Below are 16,942 nucleotides of genomic sequence, written 5' to 3'. Positions count from 1 at the left end.
TCGATGGCGTCGAACCTGACCAGCCAGGTCCGCAACATCGCCTCGGTGACGACGGCGGTGGCGAAGGGTGACCTGTCGCAGAAGATCACCGTGGATGCCCAGGGCGAGATCCTGGAGCTGAAGTCGACAGTCAACACGATGGTCGACCAGCTCTCGTCGTTCGCCGACGAGGTGACCCGGGTGGCCCGCGAGGTCGGTATCGAGGGCAAGCTCGGCGGTCAGGCGCAGGTGAAGGGCGTCTCCGGCACCTGGCGCGACCTCACCGAGAACGTCAACCAGCTCGCCTCGACGCTGACCACGCAGTTGCGGGCCATCGCCCAGGTGTCCACCTCGGTGACCCGGGGCGACCTGACCCAGCGGATCGCGGTCAAGGCGCAGGGCGAGGTCGCCGAGCTGAAGGACAACATCAACCAGATGATCGTCACCCTCCGGGAGACGACGAAGAAGAACGCCGAGCAGGGCTGGCTGGACTCCAACCTCGCCCGCATCGGCGGCCTGTTGCAGGGCCAGCGCGACCTCGGCGAGGTCTGCCGCATGATCATGACGGAGGTGACTCCGCTGGTCGACGCCCAGCTCGGCGCCTTCTTCCTGGCAGACGACACCGACGGCAGCATGCGGCTGCGGCTGACCTCCTCGTACGGGTACGTGGCACGGGGGCACGACGTCACCTTCGGGCCGGGTGAGGGGCTGGTCGGGCAGACCGCGCTCTCCCGTCGCACGATCCGGGTCAGCGCCTCCCCGAACAGTCGACTCACCCTGCGGTCCGGCCTGGCCGAGACACCCCCGTCCGACCTGGTGGTGCTCCCCGTCCTGTTCGAGGGCGAGCTGCTCGGGGTGATCGAGTTCGCCAGTGTGTCGGCCTTCTCCGAACTGCACCTGTCGTTCCTGGAGCGGTTGGTGCTCACCATCGGCATCGCTGTCAACACCATCCAGGCCAACCGGCGTACGGAGGAGCTGCTGGCCCAGTCGCAGCGGCTGGCGCACGAGATGCAGGAGCAGTCGGCGGAGTTGCAGCGCACCAACGCCGAGCTGGAGGAGAAGGCCACTCTGCTGTCCGAGCAGAAGGGCAACATCGAGACGAAGAACCGGGAGATCGAGCTGGCGCGGCTGGGCCTGGAGGAGAAGGCGCAGCAGCTGACCCGGGCGTCGGCGTACAAGTCCGAGTTCCTGGCCAACATGAGCCACGAGCTGCGGACCCCGCTGAACTCGTTGCTGCTGCTGGCCCGTCTGCTGGCCGAGAACTCGGAGCAGAACCTCAGCCCGAAGCAGATCGAGTTCGCCCGGACCATCCACGGGTCCGGCTCCGACCTGCTGCGACTGATCGACGACATCCTCGACCTGTCCAAGATCGAGGCGGGCCGGATGGACGTCGAGCCGACCGAGATCCGCTTCACCGAGCTGCGCGGCTACGTGGAGCAGGCGTTCGCGCCGCAGGCCGAGGAGAAGAACCTGGACTTCCAGGTACGGGTGAGCAAGGATCTGCCGCCGGCGTTGGTGACCGACGCGCAGCGGTTGCAGCAGATCCTGCGCAACCTGCTCTCCAACGCTGTGAAGTTCACCGACAACGGTGCAGTGACGCTGCGGATCGCCCCGGCCGCGGAGAACGCGGTCTTCGACGTGCCGGCGCTGACGAACGCCCAGCAGGTGATCGCGTTCACCGTGATCGACACCGGGATCGGCATCTCCGACGACAAGCTGTCGATCATCTTCGAGGCGTTCCAGCAGGCCGACGGCACTACCAGTCGCCGGTACGGCGGCACCGGCCTGGGTCTGTCGATCAGCCGCGACCTGGCCCGACTGATCGGCGGCACCATCACCGTCTCGTCCGCGCCCGGTCAGGGCTCGACCTTCACCCTGTTCGTGCCGCAGGTGCTGGCCCCGGACGCGGTGGTAGCGCCGCAGACTCCGTCGCCGCAGCGCGCCGGGCTGCCGTCGTCGCTGCTGATGCCGCCGCTGGAACTGCTGCCGGAACGGCCGGAGGCACCTGCCACCCGTCAACTGGACGGCGCCACTGTGCTGATCGTGGACGACGACGTCCGCAACGTCTTCGCGTTGACCAGCGCGTTGGAGCTGCACGGGATGACCGTGCTGTACTCGGACAACGGGGCGGACGGTGTCCGTCTGCTGGCCGAGCATCCGGAGGTGGACATCGTGCTGATGGACGCCATGATGCCCGACCAGGACGGTTACGAGACCACCCGCCAGATTCGCCGCAACCACCGGTTCGCCGACCTTCCGGTGGTCTTCCTGACCGCGAAGGCGATGCCGGGTGACCGTGAGTCGGCGCTCGCTGCCGGGGGCAGCGACTACATCACCAAGCCGGTCGACCTGGACGACCTGATCGAACTGATGTCGTCCTGGATCAACGGCAGCCGGACCGAGGAGACTTCGTGACCCAGATGGCCAAAGCGCTGCTCGTGGACGACCGGCGGCAGAACCTGACGGCCCTGGAGGCGATCCTTCAGGGTCTGCCGGTCCAGTCCGTGGCGGTGGAGAGCGGCGAGGCGGCGCTCAAGCAACTGCTGGTGGACGACTTCGCGGTGATCCTGTTGGACGCGCAGATGCCGGACATGGACGGCTTCGAGACGGCAAGCCACATCAAGCGCCGCGAGCGGACCCGGCACGTGCCGATCATCTTCCTCACCGCCGCCGACCGGGACGCCCAGCTCGCCCTTCGGGGTTACCAGGTGGGGGCTGTGGACTACCTCACCAAGCCGTTCGACCCGTGGGTGCTCAGGGCCAAGGTGTCGGTATTCGTCGAGCTGTGGGTGAAGACCCGGCAGCTCGCCACCCAGTCGGATCTGGTCCGGGAGCGCGACACGCAGTGGCGGCGGCTCACCGACGCTGTCGACGAGGCGACCGCCCAGCTCCGGTCGGACGACCCGGAGGTCCGCGACCGGGCGGTACGGCTGCTCGAACAGGCCCGCTGGGGCAACACCGCCTGACGGCGGCGGGGCGACTCAGCCGGTGGGCTGGTCGTTGCGGATCATCAGGGCGCTGCGCAGGCCGGTGATGTCCAGCACGCGGATCAGGAAGTCGCCCACGTGCGTCAGCATCAGCAGGCTCTGCGCGTGGCTGGCCTTGCGGCTGAGCACGACCAGGGTGCCCAGGCCCTGCGAGTCGCAGAAGGTGACGCCGCCGAGGTCGAGCACGATCTTCGGCGGCGGGTCGGCCAGCACCTCGTTGACGACGGTGGAGAGCTGGGCCGCCGTGAGCATGTCGATCTCACCGGCCAGGCGCAAGACTGCTTCGTCGCCCGTCCGGTGTAGCGTGATGGACAGTTCGGCACGATCCACCCGCTCAGCCTAGCGCGATCCGACCGGCCTGGCCTGTCGAGGCCGCGAGCCGTCGCCGTCCAGGCCACGAAGCCCCCGTGTCGGCGCTGCTGACCGGCGCGAGTCACAGGTGAGCCGGGTAACCCCGCCACGGGGTGGCTGCTGGTTGACCGTCCGGCGCTGTCACAATGGCGGCATCGTGACCGACATCTTTCCCGCCGGATCCGGCCGCTACCCAGCCGATGCGCCGGCCTCCGAGGCCCTGTTCGACCGCGCCCGCGCCATCGTGCCGGGCGGGGTGAACTCCCCTGTGCGCGCCTTCCAGGCGGTCGGCGGCACCCCGCGTTTCATGGTCCGTGGTGAGGGCCCGTGGCTGTACGACGCCGACGGTCGCCGCTACGTCGACCTGGTCTGCTCCTGGGGTCCGCTGATCCTCGGGCACGCCCACCCGGAGGTGGTGGAGGCCGTCCAGGCCGCCGCCGCCCGGGGTACCAGCTTCGGCACGCCCACCCCCGGTGAGGTGGAGTTGGCAGCCGAGCTCGTCGACCGGACCCCGATGGAGCAGGTCCGGCTGGTCAACTCCGGCACCGAGGCGACAATGTCGGCGATCCGGCTGGCCCGTGGCTTCACCGGCCGTTCGAAGATCGTCAAGTTCGCGGGCTGCTACCACGGCCACGTCGACGCGCTGCTCGCCGCCGCCGGCTCCGGCGTGGCCACCCTGGGCCTGCCCGACTCGCCCGGCGTGACCGGCGCGGCGGCCAGCGAGACGATAGTGCTTCCGTACAACGACATCCGGGCCGTCGAGGAGGCGTTCGCCGCCGAGGGCCAGCACATCGCCGCGGTGATCACCGAGGCCGCCGCCGGCAACATGGGCGTGGTGGCCCCCCGCGACGGCTTCAACCAGCAGCTCGCCCGGATCGCGCACGCACACGGCGCCCTGCTCGTGGTGGACGAGGTGATGACCGGGTTCCGGGTCTCCCGCGCCGGGTGGCACGGCCTCGACGCCTCCGACGCCGACCTGTGGACGTACGGCAAGGTCATGGGTGGCGGCCTGCCCGCCGCGGCGTTCGGCGGGCGCGCGGACATCATGGCGCGGCTCGCGCCGGCCGGCCCGGTCTACCAGGCCGGCACTCTCTCCGGTAACCCGCTCGCCTGCGCCGCCGGCCTGGCGACCCTGCGGCTCGCCGACGACGCGCTGTACCAGCGCCTCGACGAGACGGCCGCCGTCGTGGGCAAGCTGGCGTCCGACGCGTTGGCCGCCGCCGGGGTCCCACACCGGCTGTCGTACGCGGGCAGCATGTTCTCGGTCTTCTTCACCGACGCCGACGTGGTCGACTACGACAGCGCGCGCACCCAGCAGGTGCCGGCGTTCAAGGCGTTCTTCCACGCGATGCTCGCCGCCGGCGTCTATCTGCCGCCGAGCGCGTTCGAGTCGTGGTTCGTGTCGGCGGCGCTCGACGACGCCGCTCTGGAACACATCGCCGACGCGCTGCCGACGGCGGCGAACGCGGCGGCAGCGGCCGGTCACGGGGGGTAGAAAAACCTTGAGTAAGACGGTGGTGCACGTGCTTCGGCACGGCGAGGTGTACAACCCCGACCAGATCCTCTACGGCCGGCTGCCCGGCTTCCGCCTCTCCGAGTTGGGTGTGCAGATGGCCAAGGCCGCCGCGCAGGGCCTGGCCGAGCGGGAGATCGTGCACGTGGTGGCCAGCCCGCTGGAGCGCGCCCAGCAGACCGCCGAACCGATCGCCGCCCAGTTCGGGCTGCCGGTCGGGGTGGACGAGCGGCTGATCGAGAGCGCCAACTGGTTCGAGGGCAAGAAGGTCTCCCCGGGTGACGGGTCGTTCCGCGATCCGCGCAACTGGTGGGTGCTGCGCGACCCGGTGACCCCGTCCTGGGGTGAGGCGTACCGGGTGATCGCCGAGCGGATGTTCGCCGCCGTGCAGGCCGCCCGGGTCGCCGCCGAGGGACGCGAGGCGGTGCTGGTGTCGCACCAGCTCCCGATCTGGACGTTGCGCCGTCACGTCGAGCGCAAGCGGCTCTGGCACGACCCGCGCAAGCGGCAGTGCGGGCTGGCGAGCCTCACCTCGTTCCACTTCGACGACGCGAAGGTGGTGGGCATCGGCTACAGCGAGCCGGCCGCGCACCTGATCGCTCTCTCCGCGACAGCCCGGACGGCCAAGGGGGCCTGATGAACGCCCGGAGGTGGACCGCCGGTCTGCTCGCCACCGTCGCCGCGGTGGCGCTGGTCGGCTGCACGTCGTCGAAGGCGCAGGAGAAGACCTGCACGACCACCACCGACGGGATCTTCGAGTGCGCACCGGACCAGCGCTCCGCACCACCGAAGCTCGCCGGTGAGCTGCTTCTCGGCGGCACCTATGACGTCAGCGAGGCTCGCGGTCAGGTGGTGGTGGTCAACTTCTGGGGCTCCTGGTGCGCGCCGTGCCGCGCCGAGGCCGACGACCTGGAAGCCGTCTACCAGGCCACCAAGGGTTCCGGGGTGAACTTCCTCGGCATCAACGTCCAGGATTCGCGGGACAAGGCCAAGGCGTTCGAGAAGGGCCGGGTCACCTATCCGAGCCTGTTCGACCCGTCAAGCAAGACGGCACTCGCCCTGGACATCCCGCCGAACAGCGTGCCGGCGACTGTGGTGCTCGACCGGGACGGCCGGATCGCGGCGGTGATCCGGGCCGCCGTCAAGCAGGAGGGCCTGCAACCGATCGTCGAACGGGTCGCCGCCGAGAAGTCAGCGCCGAACTGATGGGCGAGACCTTCGAGCAACTGGCCCTCAACGGGCCGCTGCTGCTCGCCATCGGCGCGGCGGCGCTCGCCGGCCTGGTCAGCTTCCTCTCCCCGTGCGTGCTTCCGCTCGTCCCCGGTTACCTGTCGTACGTGACCGGCCTGGCCGGCGCCGACCTGGAGGGCCGACGGCCGGAAGCCGATCCCGTGCCGGGCAGCGGGGGTGTCGCGGTCAAGGAGCGGGTCGCGCGAGTCGGCGCGGTCAAGGGTCGGGTGCTCGCCGGGACGCTGCTCTTCATCGGCGGCTTCACAGTCGTCTTCGTGGCCACCGCGATCCTCTTCGCCAGCATCGGCCGGGTGTTCTTCGACTACAAGCGCGAGTTGCAGATCGGCGTCGGCGTGCTGGTCATCGTGGCGGGGCTGAGCTACCTCGGGATGATCCCGGCCCTGCAACGGGAGTTCCGGATCTCCCGCTTGCCGTCGGCCGGGCTGCTCGGCGCACCGGTCTTCGGGGCTGTCTTCGCGCTCAGTTGGGTGCCCTGCACCGGCCCCACGCTCGGCGCGGTGATGGGCATGGCCACGGCCAGCGGCCAGAGCGACCGCGCCGTGGTGCTCGCCGTGGCGTACTGCCTCGGGTTGGGGATACCGTTCATCGTCTTCGGGCTGGGCTTCGAACGCCTGCTCGGGGTCTTCCGCGCCGTCCGGCGCAACAGCCGCTGGGTCACCCGGGTCGGCGGCGCTCTGCTCATTTTGATCGGCCTGGCCCTGGTCACCGGCGGATGGCAGAGCTTCGTGATCTGGTTGCAGACCACCGTCGGGGTGGGCGAGGTGAGCATCTGATGACGGTCGTCGACGACCGACCGGAGACCGTGGCGCCCGCGCCACGCCGCCGGCCGAACCGGCTGCTGGCCCTGCTGCGCAACTCGTGGCGGCAGCTCACCAGCATGCGTACGGCGCTGATCCTGCTCTTCCTGCTCGCGATCGCCGCCATTCCCGGCTCGGTGCTGCCGCAGCGCGGGATCAGCCCGGAGAAGGTCAACGAGTACTTCGTCGACCACCCGGACTGGGCCCCGCGACTGGACCGGATCGGCGCGTTCGAGGTCTTCGGGTCGGTCTGGTTCTCCGCGATCTACCTGCTGCTGTTCACCTCCCTGATCGGCTGCATCACGCCCCGGCTGCGCGACCACGTCCGCACACTGCGGTCCCGTCCGCCGGCCGCGCCGAAGCGGATGGCACGGCTGCCGCAGCACACGGTGCTGCCCGCACCGCCCGGTGGGGCGGCGGCGATCGCCGAGGCGCTGCGCAAGCGCCGCTGGCGCGTCGAGGTGCGCGGCGACGAGGTCTCCGCCGAGAAGGGCTATCTCAAGGAGACCGGCAACCTGCTGTTCCACACCTCGCTCATCGCGGTGCTGATCGGGGTGGCGCTCGGCTCCTGGTACGGCTGGAGCGGCAACCGGCTGCTGGTGGCCGGCGCGGACAACGCGTTCTGCAACACCCGCCAGCAGTACGCCGAGGCGAAGCTCGGCCCTCAGGTGGACAGCGCCGACCTGCCCGGCTTCTGCCTGCGGCTGGACGACTTCGAGGCCCGGTTCCTGGCGTCCGGCCAGCCGGAGTTCTTCAACGCCACGGTCACCGTCGACGGCCCGGACGAGCCGACCCGCAGCGCCGACTTCTCGGTGAACTCGCCGCTGCGCCTCAACGACGCGAGCGTCTACCTGCTCGGCCACGGGTACGCGCCGGTGATCCGCTACACCGACCGGTTCGGCAACAGCCAGATCAGTGACGAGCCGTTCCTGACCACCGGCGACATGGGCCTGACCAGCGAGGGGCTGGCGGCCTTCCCGGACGCGAACGTCGACCCGGCGACCGGCCAGCGCGCACCGGATCTGCAGATGGCGTTCACAGGCATCTACCTGCCCACAGCGCCCGAGCAGGCGCCGTTCGTCCGCTCGCAGTACCCGACCGAGCGCAACCCGGCGCTGAACCTGGTCGCCTACCGGGGCAACCTCGGCCTGGACGCCGGTATCCCCGGCTCGGTCTACCAACTCGACCAGCGGCAGGTGCGGGCCGGCAAGGTCAAGGAGGTCGGCACCAAACTGCTCCGCAAGGGCGAGACCTGGAAGCTGGACGACGGCACGACAGTCGAGTTCCTGGGCACCGAGCGGTACGTCACCCTCTCCATCCGGCACGATCCCGGCTCGACGATGCTGTTGGTCAGTTGCGGCGTCCTGCTGGTCGGGTTGATGGGTTCCCTGTTCGGGAAGCGCCGCCGGGTGTTCTTCCGGGTGGCGCCGGCCGACCCCGGGGAAGGATCTCCGACGAGCGGTAGTAGCTTGATGGAGGTCGGTGGGTTGCCGCGTACCGACTATCCAGGGTTCGCCGACGAGTTCACCCAGCTCGTCGCCGCCGTCAGCGGTGCCGAACGGCCTGAAGCTGACTCCGCTGACCGGGCCGGCGTGCGAGAAGGAGCCGAGTGATGTCCGCACTCTCCGACAATCTGGTGACCTTCGCGATCCTGGCCTACCTGGTCGCGATGATCGGCCACGCCGTCGAGTACGCGCTGGGCAACGTGCGTACCCGGGTCGCCACGGCGGCTCCGGTGCGCGAGCTGGTAGGTGCCGGCGGCGGTGTCGTCCCGACGCCGCCCGCGCCGGTCCCGTCGCCGCCCACCGGCGACCGCTCCGCCCGGCGGGCCCGGCTCGCCGGCCTGGTCGGGGTGGGTGCCACAGCGGTCGCCGCCGCGCTGCACCTGGCTGCGCTGGTCACCCGTGGGCTCGCCGCGGACCGGATGCCCTGGGGCAACATGTACGAGTTCGTGCTCACTGTGACGTTCATCGGGGTCGCCGCCTGGCTGGTGGTGCTCTGGAAGCGGCCATCGCTGCGCAAGCTCGGGCTCTTCCTCACCCTGGTGATGGTGCTGCTGGTCGCCACCGCCGAGCTGGTGCTGTACGTGCCGATCGTGCCGCTGGTGCCGGCGCTGAACTCGTACTGGTTCGTCATCCACGTCTCGACGATCGTCTTCGCGTCCGGCATCTTCCTGCTCGGTGTGGTGCCGGCGGTCGGCTTCCTGATGCGCAACGGGTACGAGCAGGGCAAGCGGAGCTTCCCGTACACCCTGGCCAAGCGGCTGCCCGGCGCCGCCGGCCTGGAGCGGCTGACCTTCGCGCTGCACGCCTTCGCGTTTCCGATCTTCACCTTCGCGGTGATCGCCGGTGCCATCTGGGCCGAGGCGGCCTGGGGGCGGCCGTGGGGCTGGGACCCGAAGGAGACCTGGGCGTTCATCTCCTGGGTGGTGTACGCCGGCTACCTGCACGCCCGCGCGACGCCCAGCGTGAAGCGCAACGTGGCCACCTGGATCGCGGTTCTCGGCTTCCTCACCATGCTGATGAACCTGTTCGGCGTGAACATCTTCTTCACCGGCCTGCACTCGTACGGCGGGTTGGACTGATCCTGGCAACGCGGTGCGGGCCGGTCACGGATTCGTCCGTGACCGGCCCGCGTCTACCGGGTGGGTCGCCAGGCCCGCAACGCCCGCTCGACCTGGATGGTGACCTGGTAGGACACCTCCGGTAGATCGGCCAGCTCGATCCGCTCACCGCGCATCGCCAGTTGGGCGTGCAGCTCCCGGGCGACGGCGTCGCGAAGCTCGACCAGCAGGGGCGACAACCCGTCCGGGTCGCCGACGACGTACGCGTCCGACATGAACCCACTCTGCTCCCGCGTCCCGCCGTTCGGCCAGGCACGGTGAGATGTGCCCGCCGGGCTTGACCCGGTCCTGATCGGCAATGTGGCGGTGTCCCGCGCCCGGTCGGCCGTTGATCCACTCGGCTTCCAGGAAGTCGGGGTGTCTGGCAGCCCGGGACACCGCGACTTCGCGAAACCCGAGTGGATCTTGTGGTTGCCGGCCACCCGGGTCGGGTCACAGCTCGCGTTACCCCGATATGCGCGTCACGGGGTGACGCAGCGTTGAGTGCTCGCTACCGTGCGGCGGACGGGTCGCCTGACCCGACAATCGCGGCGGAAGGTGGGGTGCGGTGACCACAGTGGTGTCCACGGCGGCGTTGATCCGGGAGCAGCTCCGGCGGTCGCGGCTCGCGGCCGGGCTGACTCAGGAGGAGTACGGCAAGCGGGCGCACTGCTCGCCGTCCATGGTGTCGGCCGTCGAGCTGGGGCACACGGCGCCCAACGAGGCGTACCTGACCCGGGCCGACGAGGTGCTCGACACCGGTGGTCTGCTGACCTCGCTCCGCGACCTGGGTCGGCGCGACGGCGAGCCGGTCTGGTTCCGCCCCTGGCTGGAGGTCGAACGGGTCGCCACCCAACTTCGCTGCTTTGAGGCGACGATGATTCCCGGGCTGTTGCAGACCGCCGACTACGCCCGTGCGGTGTTCCGGCTCGACCTCGGGCTGACCGCCGACCGGGTGGAGGAGTTGGTGGCGGCCCGGCTGGAGCGGCAGACCATCCTCGACCGGGAGCACCCGCCGCAGCTCACCGCCGTGATCGACGAGGCCGCGTTGCAGCGTTTCGCGGAGGGCTGCGCCGGTGTGCTGGCCGAGCAACTGCGGCACCTGGTGGCGTGCGCCCGCCGCCCGCACATCAGGGTGCACGTGCTGCCGCAGGGCGTGGGCCTGCACGCCGGCCTCTTCGGGCCGTTCATTCTGGGCCGCACCGTCGACGGCAGTTGGCTCGGCTTCCTCGACAACCAGACCGGCGGCACCACGGTGGACGACATCTTCGAGGTGGCGACCCTGCTCGGAAGGTGGGAGAGTCTGCGCAGTGACGCGCTGCCCCGGCAGCAGTCGATCGACCTGCTCGAGGAGATCGTGAAGCCATGGATCTGACCGGAGCCCGCTGGCACAAGTCCACCCGGAGCGGCAACAACAGTGGCGCGTGCGTCGAGGTCGCCGACAACCTGGCCGGCCGGGTGCACGTCCGCGATTCCAAGGACCGCGACGGCGACCTGCTGACCTTCACCCCGGCCGCGTGGCGGGCCTTCGTCGAGCTGGCCCGCACCCACTGACCGAGCGCTGAACCGGGCAACCGCAGGCTGCACCGCATCCGCCGCGGGTCGCCTGGCAACCGTCACCTCGGCGACATGGCGTCGATCCGATCCACGACTCGCCACCGGCTCATGCCTGCGCAGCAACTGGGGTCAGCCGCCGAACCAGCCGGGCACGTCGAGTCGGAACCAGTTGGCCGAGGCCATCGCGCCGAGGTCGTCTTCCATCGCGGTGACCCGTTCCGGACCGAGCGTGTCGACCCACTGTGCCCGCAGCCGGTCGAAGATCTCGGCCGAGCGGCGTAGCCCGTCGGCGCCACGCGGGGTCACCCGGATCAGCCGCCGTCGGGCGTCGGAGGGGTCGTCGACCCGCTCCAGGTAACCGACGGCCACCAACCGGTCGACGGTCTTGCCCGCGGCCTGCTTGGAGATGCCCAGCCGCTGGCCCAGCTCGGTGGCGGTGGTGCCGTCCGCCCCAACCGCCTGGAGCACGAACCCGTGCAGCGGTCGCAGCTCCGGATGCCCCTCCCGGGCCAGCTCGGTGTGCAGGTCGTCGATCAGCGTCCGGAAGCCGGCCAACAGCAGTAGCGGTAGCGCGAAGCCGGGACGCGCGGGATCAGCGGTTGCCATGTTCGACAACCACGTTTACTATTTCGTCAACCACGTTGACTATCTTACCGTCCCCCGAACCAGGCTCTGGGAAGCAGGTAACCATGTCCGTCTTTACCGCCCACACCGCTGAGACCGCACCCGCCGCCGCCCGTCGGTCCATCGAGGGAGTGAGTGGCCGGTTCGGCTGGCTGCCCACCCCGGTGGCCCTGATGGCCGATTCGCCGCAGTTGCTCACCGGCTTCCTCACCGCCAGCACAGGCTTCGAGCAGACCGACCTCGCCCCGCTGGACCGGGAGGTGGTCATCCTGACGGTCTCCACCAGTCACGAATGCCATTTCTGCGTCGCCCTGCACACCGGCAAGCTCACCGGACTCGGCGCGACCCCCGAGCTGATCACCGCGCTGCGTGCCGGCTCGGTGCTGCCCGACCCGCGCCTGGAGGCGCTGCGCCGCTTCACGCTGGCCGTGCTCGACCACCGGGGCGCAGTGCCCGACGACGAGATGGACGACTTCCTGGCCGCCGGCTACCAGCCCCGGCACGCGCTGGACGTGGTGCTCGGCGTCGGCGCGTACACCATGTCCACATTCGCCAACCGACTCACCCGGGCGCCGCTCGACCCGCCACTGGCCGCCCACGCCTGGACGCCCGCCGCCTGACTGAGAACACCTGCGGACACCTGCTTCAGGCCGCGTGAAGGAAATCCCGCAGCAGGGCGAGCATCTCGTCCGGGCGCTCCTCGTACAGCCAGTGCCCGCAGTCCTGGATCACCTCGCCGCGGACCGTGTCGGCGTACCGCCGGACCTGCTCGGCGATCTGCCCGCCGAGGCTGGCCGCCGCCCCGACGGCCAGCACCGGCATGGTCAGCTTCGTGCCCCGGTACGCCGCGTTGTCGGCGATGTCCTGCTCGAACGCCCGGAAGTAGGCGAAGCTGGCCCGCAGATGCGCCGGGTCGCGCAGATGGCTGGCGAACTCCTCGATGTCGGGTGCGGCGATGCTGCCCTTGCGCACCATCAGCGCATCGGTGAACTTGTCCACCCAGAGCGACTCCCGCCCGTCGACCAGTGCCTCCGGAAGCCCGTTGCCGAGGGAGAAGTAGCCGAAGTTCCACACCCCCGGCCCGGCCGAGGTGAGCGCGGGGAACGTGTAGATGCTCTCGTCGGGGATCGGCGCCTCGGTGAGCGCCAGCCGACTCACCCGCTGCGGATGGGCGGCGGCATACGCGTACGCCACCATGGTCCCCAGGTCGTGCCCGACCAGCCGAAGGTCACTGACCAGGCCGAGCTGGTCGAGTAGTCCGTGCAGGTCGGCGGCGACAGTCTTCTTGTCGTACCCGCCGTCCGGGGCGTCGCTGCCCCCGAAGCCGCGCAGGTCGGGCGCGACCACCTCGAAGGAGCGCCCCAACTCGGGCAGCAGGTGCCGCCACATGTACCAGCACTGCGGGTACCCGTGCAGCAGCACCAGTGGCGGGCCAGCGCCGCCACGGACGTAGTTCATGGTGATCTGGCCGACCCGAGCCCGTTGCTCGGTGAACCCCGCCGGAATCCGCTCCCCGCCCACAGCCGCCTCCGTCTGTCGTCCGCCCCGCGCGTGCCTCCGTCTGTCGTCCGCCCGCCGCCTGCCCGGCTACCCGCTCAACCGCCCGCCATGCCCGCGAGATTCGAGACCTGCCGGTTGATCCACTCGGCTTCCTTGAAGTCGCGGTGTTCGGCTACCTGGGACACCGCGGTTTCCTGAAAGCCGAGTCGATCGAGACCCGCCGGCCGTCGCTGACGGCGGGCGGCGGCGGGCAATCGCGCGCGTCACAGCACCCGGCTTGGGTCGTACGGGAGTCGGTGCGGGAGACTGGGCGACATGGCGGCTCGTGGCTTCCCGTACACCGATCTCAAGGACTTCATCGCGGCGCTGGAGCGCGCGGGGGAGTTGCGCCGGATCGACGTCCCGGTCGATCCGACCCTGGAGATCAGCGAGGTGGTCACCCGCGCGGTGCGGGCCGGCGGCCCGGCGCTGCTCTTCGAGCGTCCGACCCGGGGCGAGATGCCGGTGGCGATCAACCTGTTCGGCACCGAGAAGCGGATGGCGATGGCCCTCGGCGTCGACTCGCTGGACGAGATCGGTGCCCGGATCGGTGCGATGATCAAGCCGGAGCTGCCGGTCGGCTGGTCGGGCATCCGGGAGGGCCTCGGCAAGGTCATGCAGCTCAAGTCGGTGCCGCCGCGCAAGGTGAAGACCGCCCCCTGCCAGGAGGTCGTCTACCGGGGTGAGGACGTCGACCTGAACCGGCTGCCGGGGTTGCAGGTCTGGCCCGACGACGGCGGGATCTTCCACAACTACGGGCTGACCCACACCAAGCACCCGGAGACCGGTAAGCGCAACCTCGGCCTGTACCGACTCCAGCAGCACGGCCGCAACACCCTGGGCATGCACTGGCAGATCCACAAGGACTCGACGGCGCACCACGCGGTCGCCGAGCGGCTCGGTCAGCGCCTGCCGGTCGCGATCGCGATCGGCTGCGACCCGGTCGTCTCGTACGCGGCCAGCGCGCCGCTGCCCAGCGACATCGACGAGTACCTGTTCGCCGGGTTCCTGCGTGGCGAGCGGGTGGAGATGGTCGACTGCCTCACCGTGCCGTTGCAGGTGCCGGCGCACGCGCAGATCGTGCTGGAGGGCTACCTGGAGCCGGGTGAGCGGCTGCCCGAGGGGCCGTTCGGCGACCACACCGGCTTCTACACGCCGGTCGAGCCGTTCCCCGTGCTGCACATCGAGGCGATGACCATGCAGCGCAAGCCGGTCTACCACTCGATCGTCACCTCGAAGCCGCCGCAGGAGGACCATGGCCTCGGCAAGGCCACCGAACGGATCTTCCAGCCGCTGCTCAAGCTGATGATCCCGGACATCGTCGACTACGACCTGCCGGCCGCCGGCGTCTTCCACAACTGCGCGATCGTCTCGATCCGCAAGCGCTACCCGAAGCACGCCCAGAAGGTGATGAACGCGATCTGGGGCGCGCACCTGATGTCGCTGACCAAGCTGATCGTGATCGTCGACGAGGACTGCGACGTGCACGACTACAACGAGGTCGCCTTCCGGGCCTTCGGCAACGTCGACTACGCCCGTGACCTGCTGCTCACCGAGGGGCCGGTGGACCACCTCGACCACTCGTCGTACCAGCAGTTCTGGGGCGGTAAGGCCGGCGTCGACGCGACCCGCAAGCTGCCCACCGAGGGCTACACCCGCGGTTGGCCGGAGGAAATGACCATGAGCCCGGAAGTCGCCGCCCTGGTCGACAAGCGCTGGAAGGAGTACGGAATCTGATGGCCGTCATCGACGCACCGACGGCGAAGCCGGGCCGGACCAAGTCCTTCCTGAAGCTCGTCGCCGTCGAGCACTCTGTCTTCGCGCTGCCGTTCGCGTTCCTCTCCGCGCTGGCCGCGATGCAGGGTTTCGGCGGACGGGTACGGTGGCTCGACCTGCTGCTGATCACCGTGGCGATGGTCGGGGCGCGGACGTTCGCGATGGCCGCCAACCGGATCCTCGACCGCAAGATCGACGCGCGGAATCCGCGTACCGCCGGTCGGGAACTGGTCACCGGAGCGGTGAGCGTGCGGACGGCCTGGACCGGCGCGGCCGTCGCACTCGTGGTCTTCCTCGCCGCCGCCGCCCTGCTCAACCCGCTCTGCCTGGTGCTCGCGCCGCTCGCCGTGGTGCCACTGGTCGTCTACCCCTACGCCAAGAGGTTCACCAACTGGCCGCACGCCATCCTCGGGATCGCCCAGGCGGTCGGCCCGGTCGGCGCCTGGCTGGCGGTCACCGGCACCCTGGACGGCTCCGGGCCGGCCTGGCTGCTCGGCGCGGCAGTGGGGCTGTGGATCGGCGGCTTCGACCTGATCTACGCCTGCCAGGATTCCGAGATCGACCGGGAGATCGGCGTGCACAGCGTGCCGGCCCGGTACGGTCGGCGCTTCGCGCTGCACGCCTCCACCGTCGCGCACGTGGTGACCTTCGCGCTGTTCATCTGGTTCGGTGCGCTGATCGGTCTCGGTTGGCTCTGGTGGATCGGGCTGGCGCTGACCGCTGTGGCGTTCGGCTACCAGCACCTGGTGGTCACCCCGACCGACCTCAGCAAGGTCAACCGGGCGTTCTTCACGGCCAACGGGTTCGTCGGCATCGCGCTGTTCCTCTTCGCCCTGCTCGACCTGGTGATCCGGCTCGGCCTACGGCCCTGAGTCTGGTGGGCTGGTACTGACCGGGTAGCGGGCGCTCTCGAAGGTCCAGTCGATGGTCCCGCGCACGGCGTTCGCGATCCCGTCGAGATGGTCGGCGACCGCCTCGTCCAACGCTGGGCCGAACGACGGCACCGCGGCGCGCAACGCGACGAAGCGCCGCATCGCCTCCCGCCAGTGCTCGGCAGCCCGTTCGGCCGCCTCCGCCTCTGGAACGCCCAGTTCGGCCTCGATGGCGAGGACCAGGTTGTGCCCGCCGGCGGTCACCCGGTCCCGTTCCAGCGAGGCCAGGTCGTTGTACCAGGAGAGCAGGTCGTTGCCGGTGCGGGCGATCTGACGCAGCAGCGGGTGGTGGTAGACCGGGTCGGGCAGTGGCCGGCCGCTGACGAACTCCGCAAGCGGGTACGACACCTCCGCCGCCGAGGTCGACCGCCGTAGCTCGACGTACTCGTCCACGCTGGGACGGCGGCCGGCCTCCTTGGTGACGGCCTCCTGCCAGGTGCCGTCGAGGTGTCCGGCCACCGCGTCGGCGAAACGCTGCCGCCACCGTGCCGGCATCCGGCGGCGCGGCTCCCGCCAGGCCAGCACCAGCAGTCGCCGCAGCGGGCCGGTCAGCCCGGCCTGCCGCAGCCGGGTGCCGTCGTGCAGCAGCGCCAGGGTGCCGTTGCGCAGCGCCCGGATCTGCTCCGGCATCAACCGATTCGGTCCGTCACAGGCGTCGTCGACAAGGAAGAACCAGGTGAAGAGCGCGGACAGCATCCGCAGGTCGGCTTCGGTCGCAGCCGGGTAGAGCCGCGCGGCGTACCGGGCGAAGGCGCCCCGGGACAGCCGGTGCAGCGCGGCGTCGTCCAGTGGAAGGCCAAGCTCGGGCAGCAGACCGAGCAGCCAGTCCTGCACGCGATCAGCGTGTGGTGGTGGAAGCCGGGGCGGGATCGGACATTCGGCACGCAGCGCCCGGAGGATTTCGCCGGTCGTCACCGATGCCTCCTCTTCGAGATGGTTCCGGTGCGAATCGCCAGCGGCAGCATGTCAGGTCGGTGGGATGCGCGGGTACCCCGTCCGACATGTCGGACCGGACCAACCCCGGGGGTGCCCAC

General features: G+C 70.2%; 18 protein-coding genes. 13 read left to right on the top strand and 5 right to left on the bottom strand.

The window, feature by feature from the left end; translation table 11 throughout:
* On the top strand, positions 1–2,394 hold a 2,394-nt coding region (locus AB0C20_RS12315; protein WP_357567958.1), incomplete at its 5' end, for an ATP-binding protein.
* On the top strand, positions 2,391–2,945 hold the full coding sequence (locus AB0C20_RS12310; protein ID WP_091395745.1) for a response regulator: 555 nt from the start codon (positions 2,391–2,393) through the stop codon (positions 2,943–2,945). The genes AB0C20_RS12315 and AB0C20_RS12310, both read left to right, overlap by 4 nt.
* A gap of 15 nt (positions 2,946–2,960) precedes the next feature.
* Here the strand turns inward: AB0C20_RS12310 and AB0C20_RS12305 are convergent, their stop codons facing one another.
* A complete protein-coding gene (locus AB0C20_RS12305; RefSeq protein WP_088951070.1) occupies positions 2,961–3,296 on the bottom strand; it encodes an STAS domain-containing protein in 336 nt (111 codons plus the stop codon).
* Positions 3,297–3,474: 178 nt separating this feature from the next.
* On the opposite strand from AB0C20_RS12305, the gene hemL reads away from it, so the two are divergent.
* The 6 genes from hemL to ccsB are packed head-to-tail and all read left to right on the top strand — an operon-like array spanning position 3,475 to position 9,462.
* Positions 3,475–4,812: a glutamate-1-semialdehyde 2,1-aminomutase gene (gene hemL, locus AB0C20_RS12300; RefSeq protein WP_238683221.1), complete on the top strand. Its 1,338-nt coding sequence runs from the start codon at positions 3,475–3,477 to the stop codon at positions 4,810–4,812.
* A 7-nt stretch (positions 4,813–4,819) separates the two neighbouring features.
* A complete protein-coding gene (locus AB0C20_RS12295) occupies positions 4,820–5,467 on the top strand; it encodes a histidine phosphatase family protein (protein WP_238678670.1) in 648 nt (215 codons plus the stop codon).
* Positions 5,467–6,036, top strand: a complete 570-nt coding sequence (locus AB0C20_RS12290) for a TlpA disulfide reductase family protein (RefSeq protein WP_357179425.1) — start codon at positions 5,467–5,469, stop codon at positions 6,034–6,036. The genes AB0C20_RS12295 and AB0C20_RS12290 overlap by 1 nt, the downstream gene beginning before the upstream one ends.
* Positions 6,036–6,854, top strand: a complete 819-nt coding sequence (locus tag AB0C20_RS12285) for a cytochrome c biogenesis protein CcdA (protein ID WP_357179428.1) — start codon at positions 6,036–6,038, stop codon at positions 6,852–6,854. Before AB0C20_RS12290 ends, AB0C20_RS12285 begins: the two co-directional genes overlap by 1 nt.
* Positions 6,854–8,491: a cytochrome c biogenesis protein ResB gene (locus AB0C20_RS12280; protein ID WP_357179431.1), complete on the top strand. Its 1,638-nt coding sequence runs from the start codon at positions 6,854–6,856 to the stop codon at positions 8,489–8,491. The genes AB0C20_RS12285 and AB0C20_RS12280 overlap by 1 nt, the downstream gene beginning before the upstream one ends.
* Complete coding sequence (ccsB, locus tag AB0C20_RS12275; protein ID WP_357179434.1) at positions 8,491–9,462, top strand: c-type cytochrome biogenesis protein CcsB; 972 nt, start codon at positions 8,491–8,493, stop codon at positions 9,460–9,462. The genes AB0C20_RS12280 and ccsB overlap by 1 nt, the downstream gene beginning before the upstream one ends.
* A 53-nt stretch (positions 9,463–9,515) precedes the next feature.
* On the opposite strand, the gene AB0C20_RS12270 is transcribed toward ccsB, so the two are convergent.
* Positions 9,516–9,716 (bottom strand): hypothetical protein, encoded by a 201-nt coding sequence (locus tag AB0C20_RS12270; RefSeq protein ID WP_112677587.1) that lies wholly within the window; start codon positions 9,714–9,716, stop codon positions 9,516–9,518.
* A gap of 332 nt (positions 9,717–10,048) precedes the next feature.
* On the opposite strand from AB0C20_RS12270, the gene AB0C20_RS12265 reads away from it, so the two are divergent.
* Both AB0C20_RS12265 and AB0C20_RS12260 read left to right on the top strand, forming a co-directional pair.
* Positions 10,049–10,855 (top strand): helix-turn-helix transcriptional regulator, encoded by an 807-nt coding sequence (locus AB0C20_RS12265; RefSeq protein ID WP_357567957.1) that lies wholly within the window; start codon positions 10,049–10,051, stop codon positions 10,853–10,855.
* Positions 10,846–11,034 (top strand): DUF397 domain-containing protein, encoded by a 189-nt coding sequence (locus tag AB0C20_RS12260; RefSeq protein WP_357179443.1) that lies wholly within the window; start codon positions 10,846–10,848, stop codon positions 11,032–11,034. The genes AB0C20_RS12265 and AB0C20_RS12260 overlap by 10 nt, the downstream gene beginning before the upstream one ends.
* Positions 11,035–11,166: 132 nt before the next feature.
* On the opposite strand, the gene AB0C20_RS12255 is transcribed toward AB0C20_RS12260, so the two are convergent.
* Positions 11,167–11,643, bottom strand: a complete 477-nt coding sequence (locus AB0C20_RS12255; protein WP_357179446.1) for a MarR family winged helix-turn-helix transcriptional regulator — start codon at positions 11,641–11,643, stop codon at positions 11,167–11,169.
* A gap of 83 nt (positions 11,644–11,726) precedes the next feature.
* Here AB0C20_RS12255 and AB0C20_RS12250 point away from each other — a divergent pair, with 83 nt between their 5' ends.
* Positions 11,727–12,281 carry a carboxymuconolactone decarboxylase family protein gene (locus AB0C20_RS12250; RefSeq protein WP_357179449.1) on the top strand — a complete coding sequence of 185 codons (555 nt, stop codon included), beginning with the start codon at positions 11,727–11,729 and terminating at the stop codon, positions 12,279–12,281.
* Positions 12,282–12,306: 25 nt separating this feature from the next.
* Here AB0C20_RS12250 and AB0C20_RS12245 read toward each other — a convergent pair whose 3' ends face one another.
* Positions 12,307–13,182, bottom strand: a complete 876-nt coding sequence (locus AB0C20_RS12245) for an alpha/beta hydrolase (protein WP_357567956.1) — start codon at positions 13,180–13,182, stop codon at positions 12,307–12,309.
* 294 nt (positions 13,183–13,476) lie between these two features.
* Between AB0C20_RS12245 and AB0C20_RS12240 the strand changes: the two genes are divergently transcribed.
* On the top strand, positions 13,477–14,937 hold the full coding sequence (locus AB0C20_RS12240) for a menaquinone biosynthesis decarboxylase (protein ID WP_357567954.1): 1,461 nt from the start codon (positions 13,477–13,479) through the stop codon (positions 14,935–14,937).
* Positions 14,937–15,848: a menaquinone biosynthesis prenyltransferase MqnP gene (mqnP, locus tag AB0C20_RS12235; protein ID WP_357567953.1), complete on the top strand. Its 912-nt coding sequence runs from the start codon at positions 14,937–14,939 to the stop codon at positions 15,846–15,848. The genes AB0C20_RS12240 and mqnP overlap by 1 nt, the downstream gene beginning before the upstream one ends.
* On the opposite strand, the gene AB0C20_RS12230 is transcribed toward mqnP, so the two are convergent.
* Positions 15,837–16,823: a terpene synthase family protein gene (locus AB0C20_RS12230; RefSeq protein WP_357567952.1), complete on the bottom strand. Its 987-nt coding sequence runs from the start codon at positions 16,821–16,823 to the stop codon at positions 15,837–15,839. The two genes, mqnP and AB0C20_RS12230, sit on opposite strands and share 12 nt — an antisense overlap.
* Between the last annotated feature and the right edge of the window lie 119 nt (positions 16,824–16,942).

Origin of the sequence: Micromonospora sp. NPDC048843 (assembly GCF_040649965.1) — a bacterium.
GTDB classification, from domain to species: Bacteria; Actinomycetota; Actinomycetes; order Mycobacteriales; family Micromonosporaceae; genus Micromonospora; species Micromonospora hortensis.
The sequence above is the reverse complement of the archived record's forward strand: the minus strand, read 5'-3'. Positions and strand labels throughout refer to the sequence as shown.

What these genes read in the sequence shown, in the direction of transcription:
- AB0C20_RS12240 (WP_357567954.1), top strand. Translation starts at nt 13,477, where the DNA reads ATGGCGGCTCGTGGCTTCCCGTACACCGATCTCAAGGACTTCATCGCG.
- mqnP (WP_357567953.1), top strand. Translation starts at nt 14,937, where the DNA reads ATGGCCGTCATCGACGCACCGACGGCGAAGCCGGGCCGGACCAAGTCC.
- AB0C20_RS12290 (WP_357179425.1), top strand. Translation starts at nt 5,467, where the DNA reads ATGAACGCCCGGAGGTGGACCGCCGGTCTGCTCGCCACCGTCGCCGCG.
- AB0C20_RS12285 (WP_357179428.1), top strand. Translation starts at nt 6,036, where the DNA reads ATGGGCGAGACCTTCGAGCAACTGGCCCTCAACGGGCCGCTGCTGCTC.
- AB0C20_RS12250 (WP_357179449.1), top strand. Translation starts at nt 11,727, where the DNA reads ATGTCCGTCTTTACCGCCCACACCGCTGAGACCGCACCCGCCGCCGCC.
- AB0C20_RS12260 (WP_357179443.1), top strand. Translation starts at nt 10,846, where the DNA reads ATGGATCTGACCGGAGCCCGCTGGCACAAGTCCACCCGGAGCGGCAAC.
- ccsB (WP_357179434.1), top strand. Translation starts at nt 8,491, where the DNA reads ATGTCCGCACTCTCCGACAATCTGGTGACCTTCGCGATCCTGGCCTAC.
- AB0C20_RS12255 (WP_357179446.1), bottom strand. Translation starts at nt 11,643, where the DNA reads ATGGCAACCGCTGATCCCGCGCGTCCCGGCTTCGCGCTACCGCTACTG.
- AB0C20_RS12270 (WP_112677587.1), bottom strand. Translation starts at nt 9,716, where the DNA reads ATGTCGGACGCGTACGTCGTCGGCGACCCGGACGGGTTGTCGCCCCTG.
- AB0C20_RS12280 (WP_357179431.1), top strand. Translation starts at nt 6,854, where the DNA reads ATGACGGTCGTCGACGACCGACCGGAGACCGTGGCGCCCGCGCCACGC.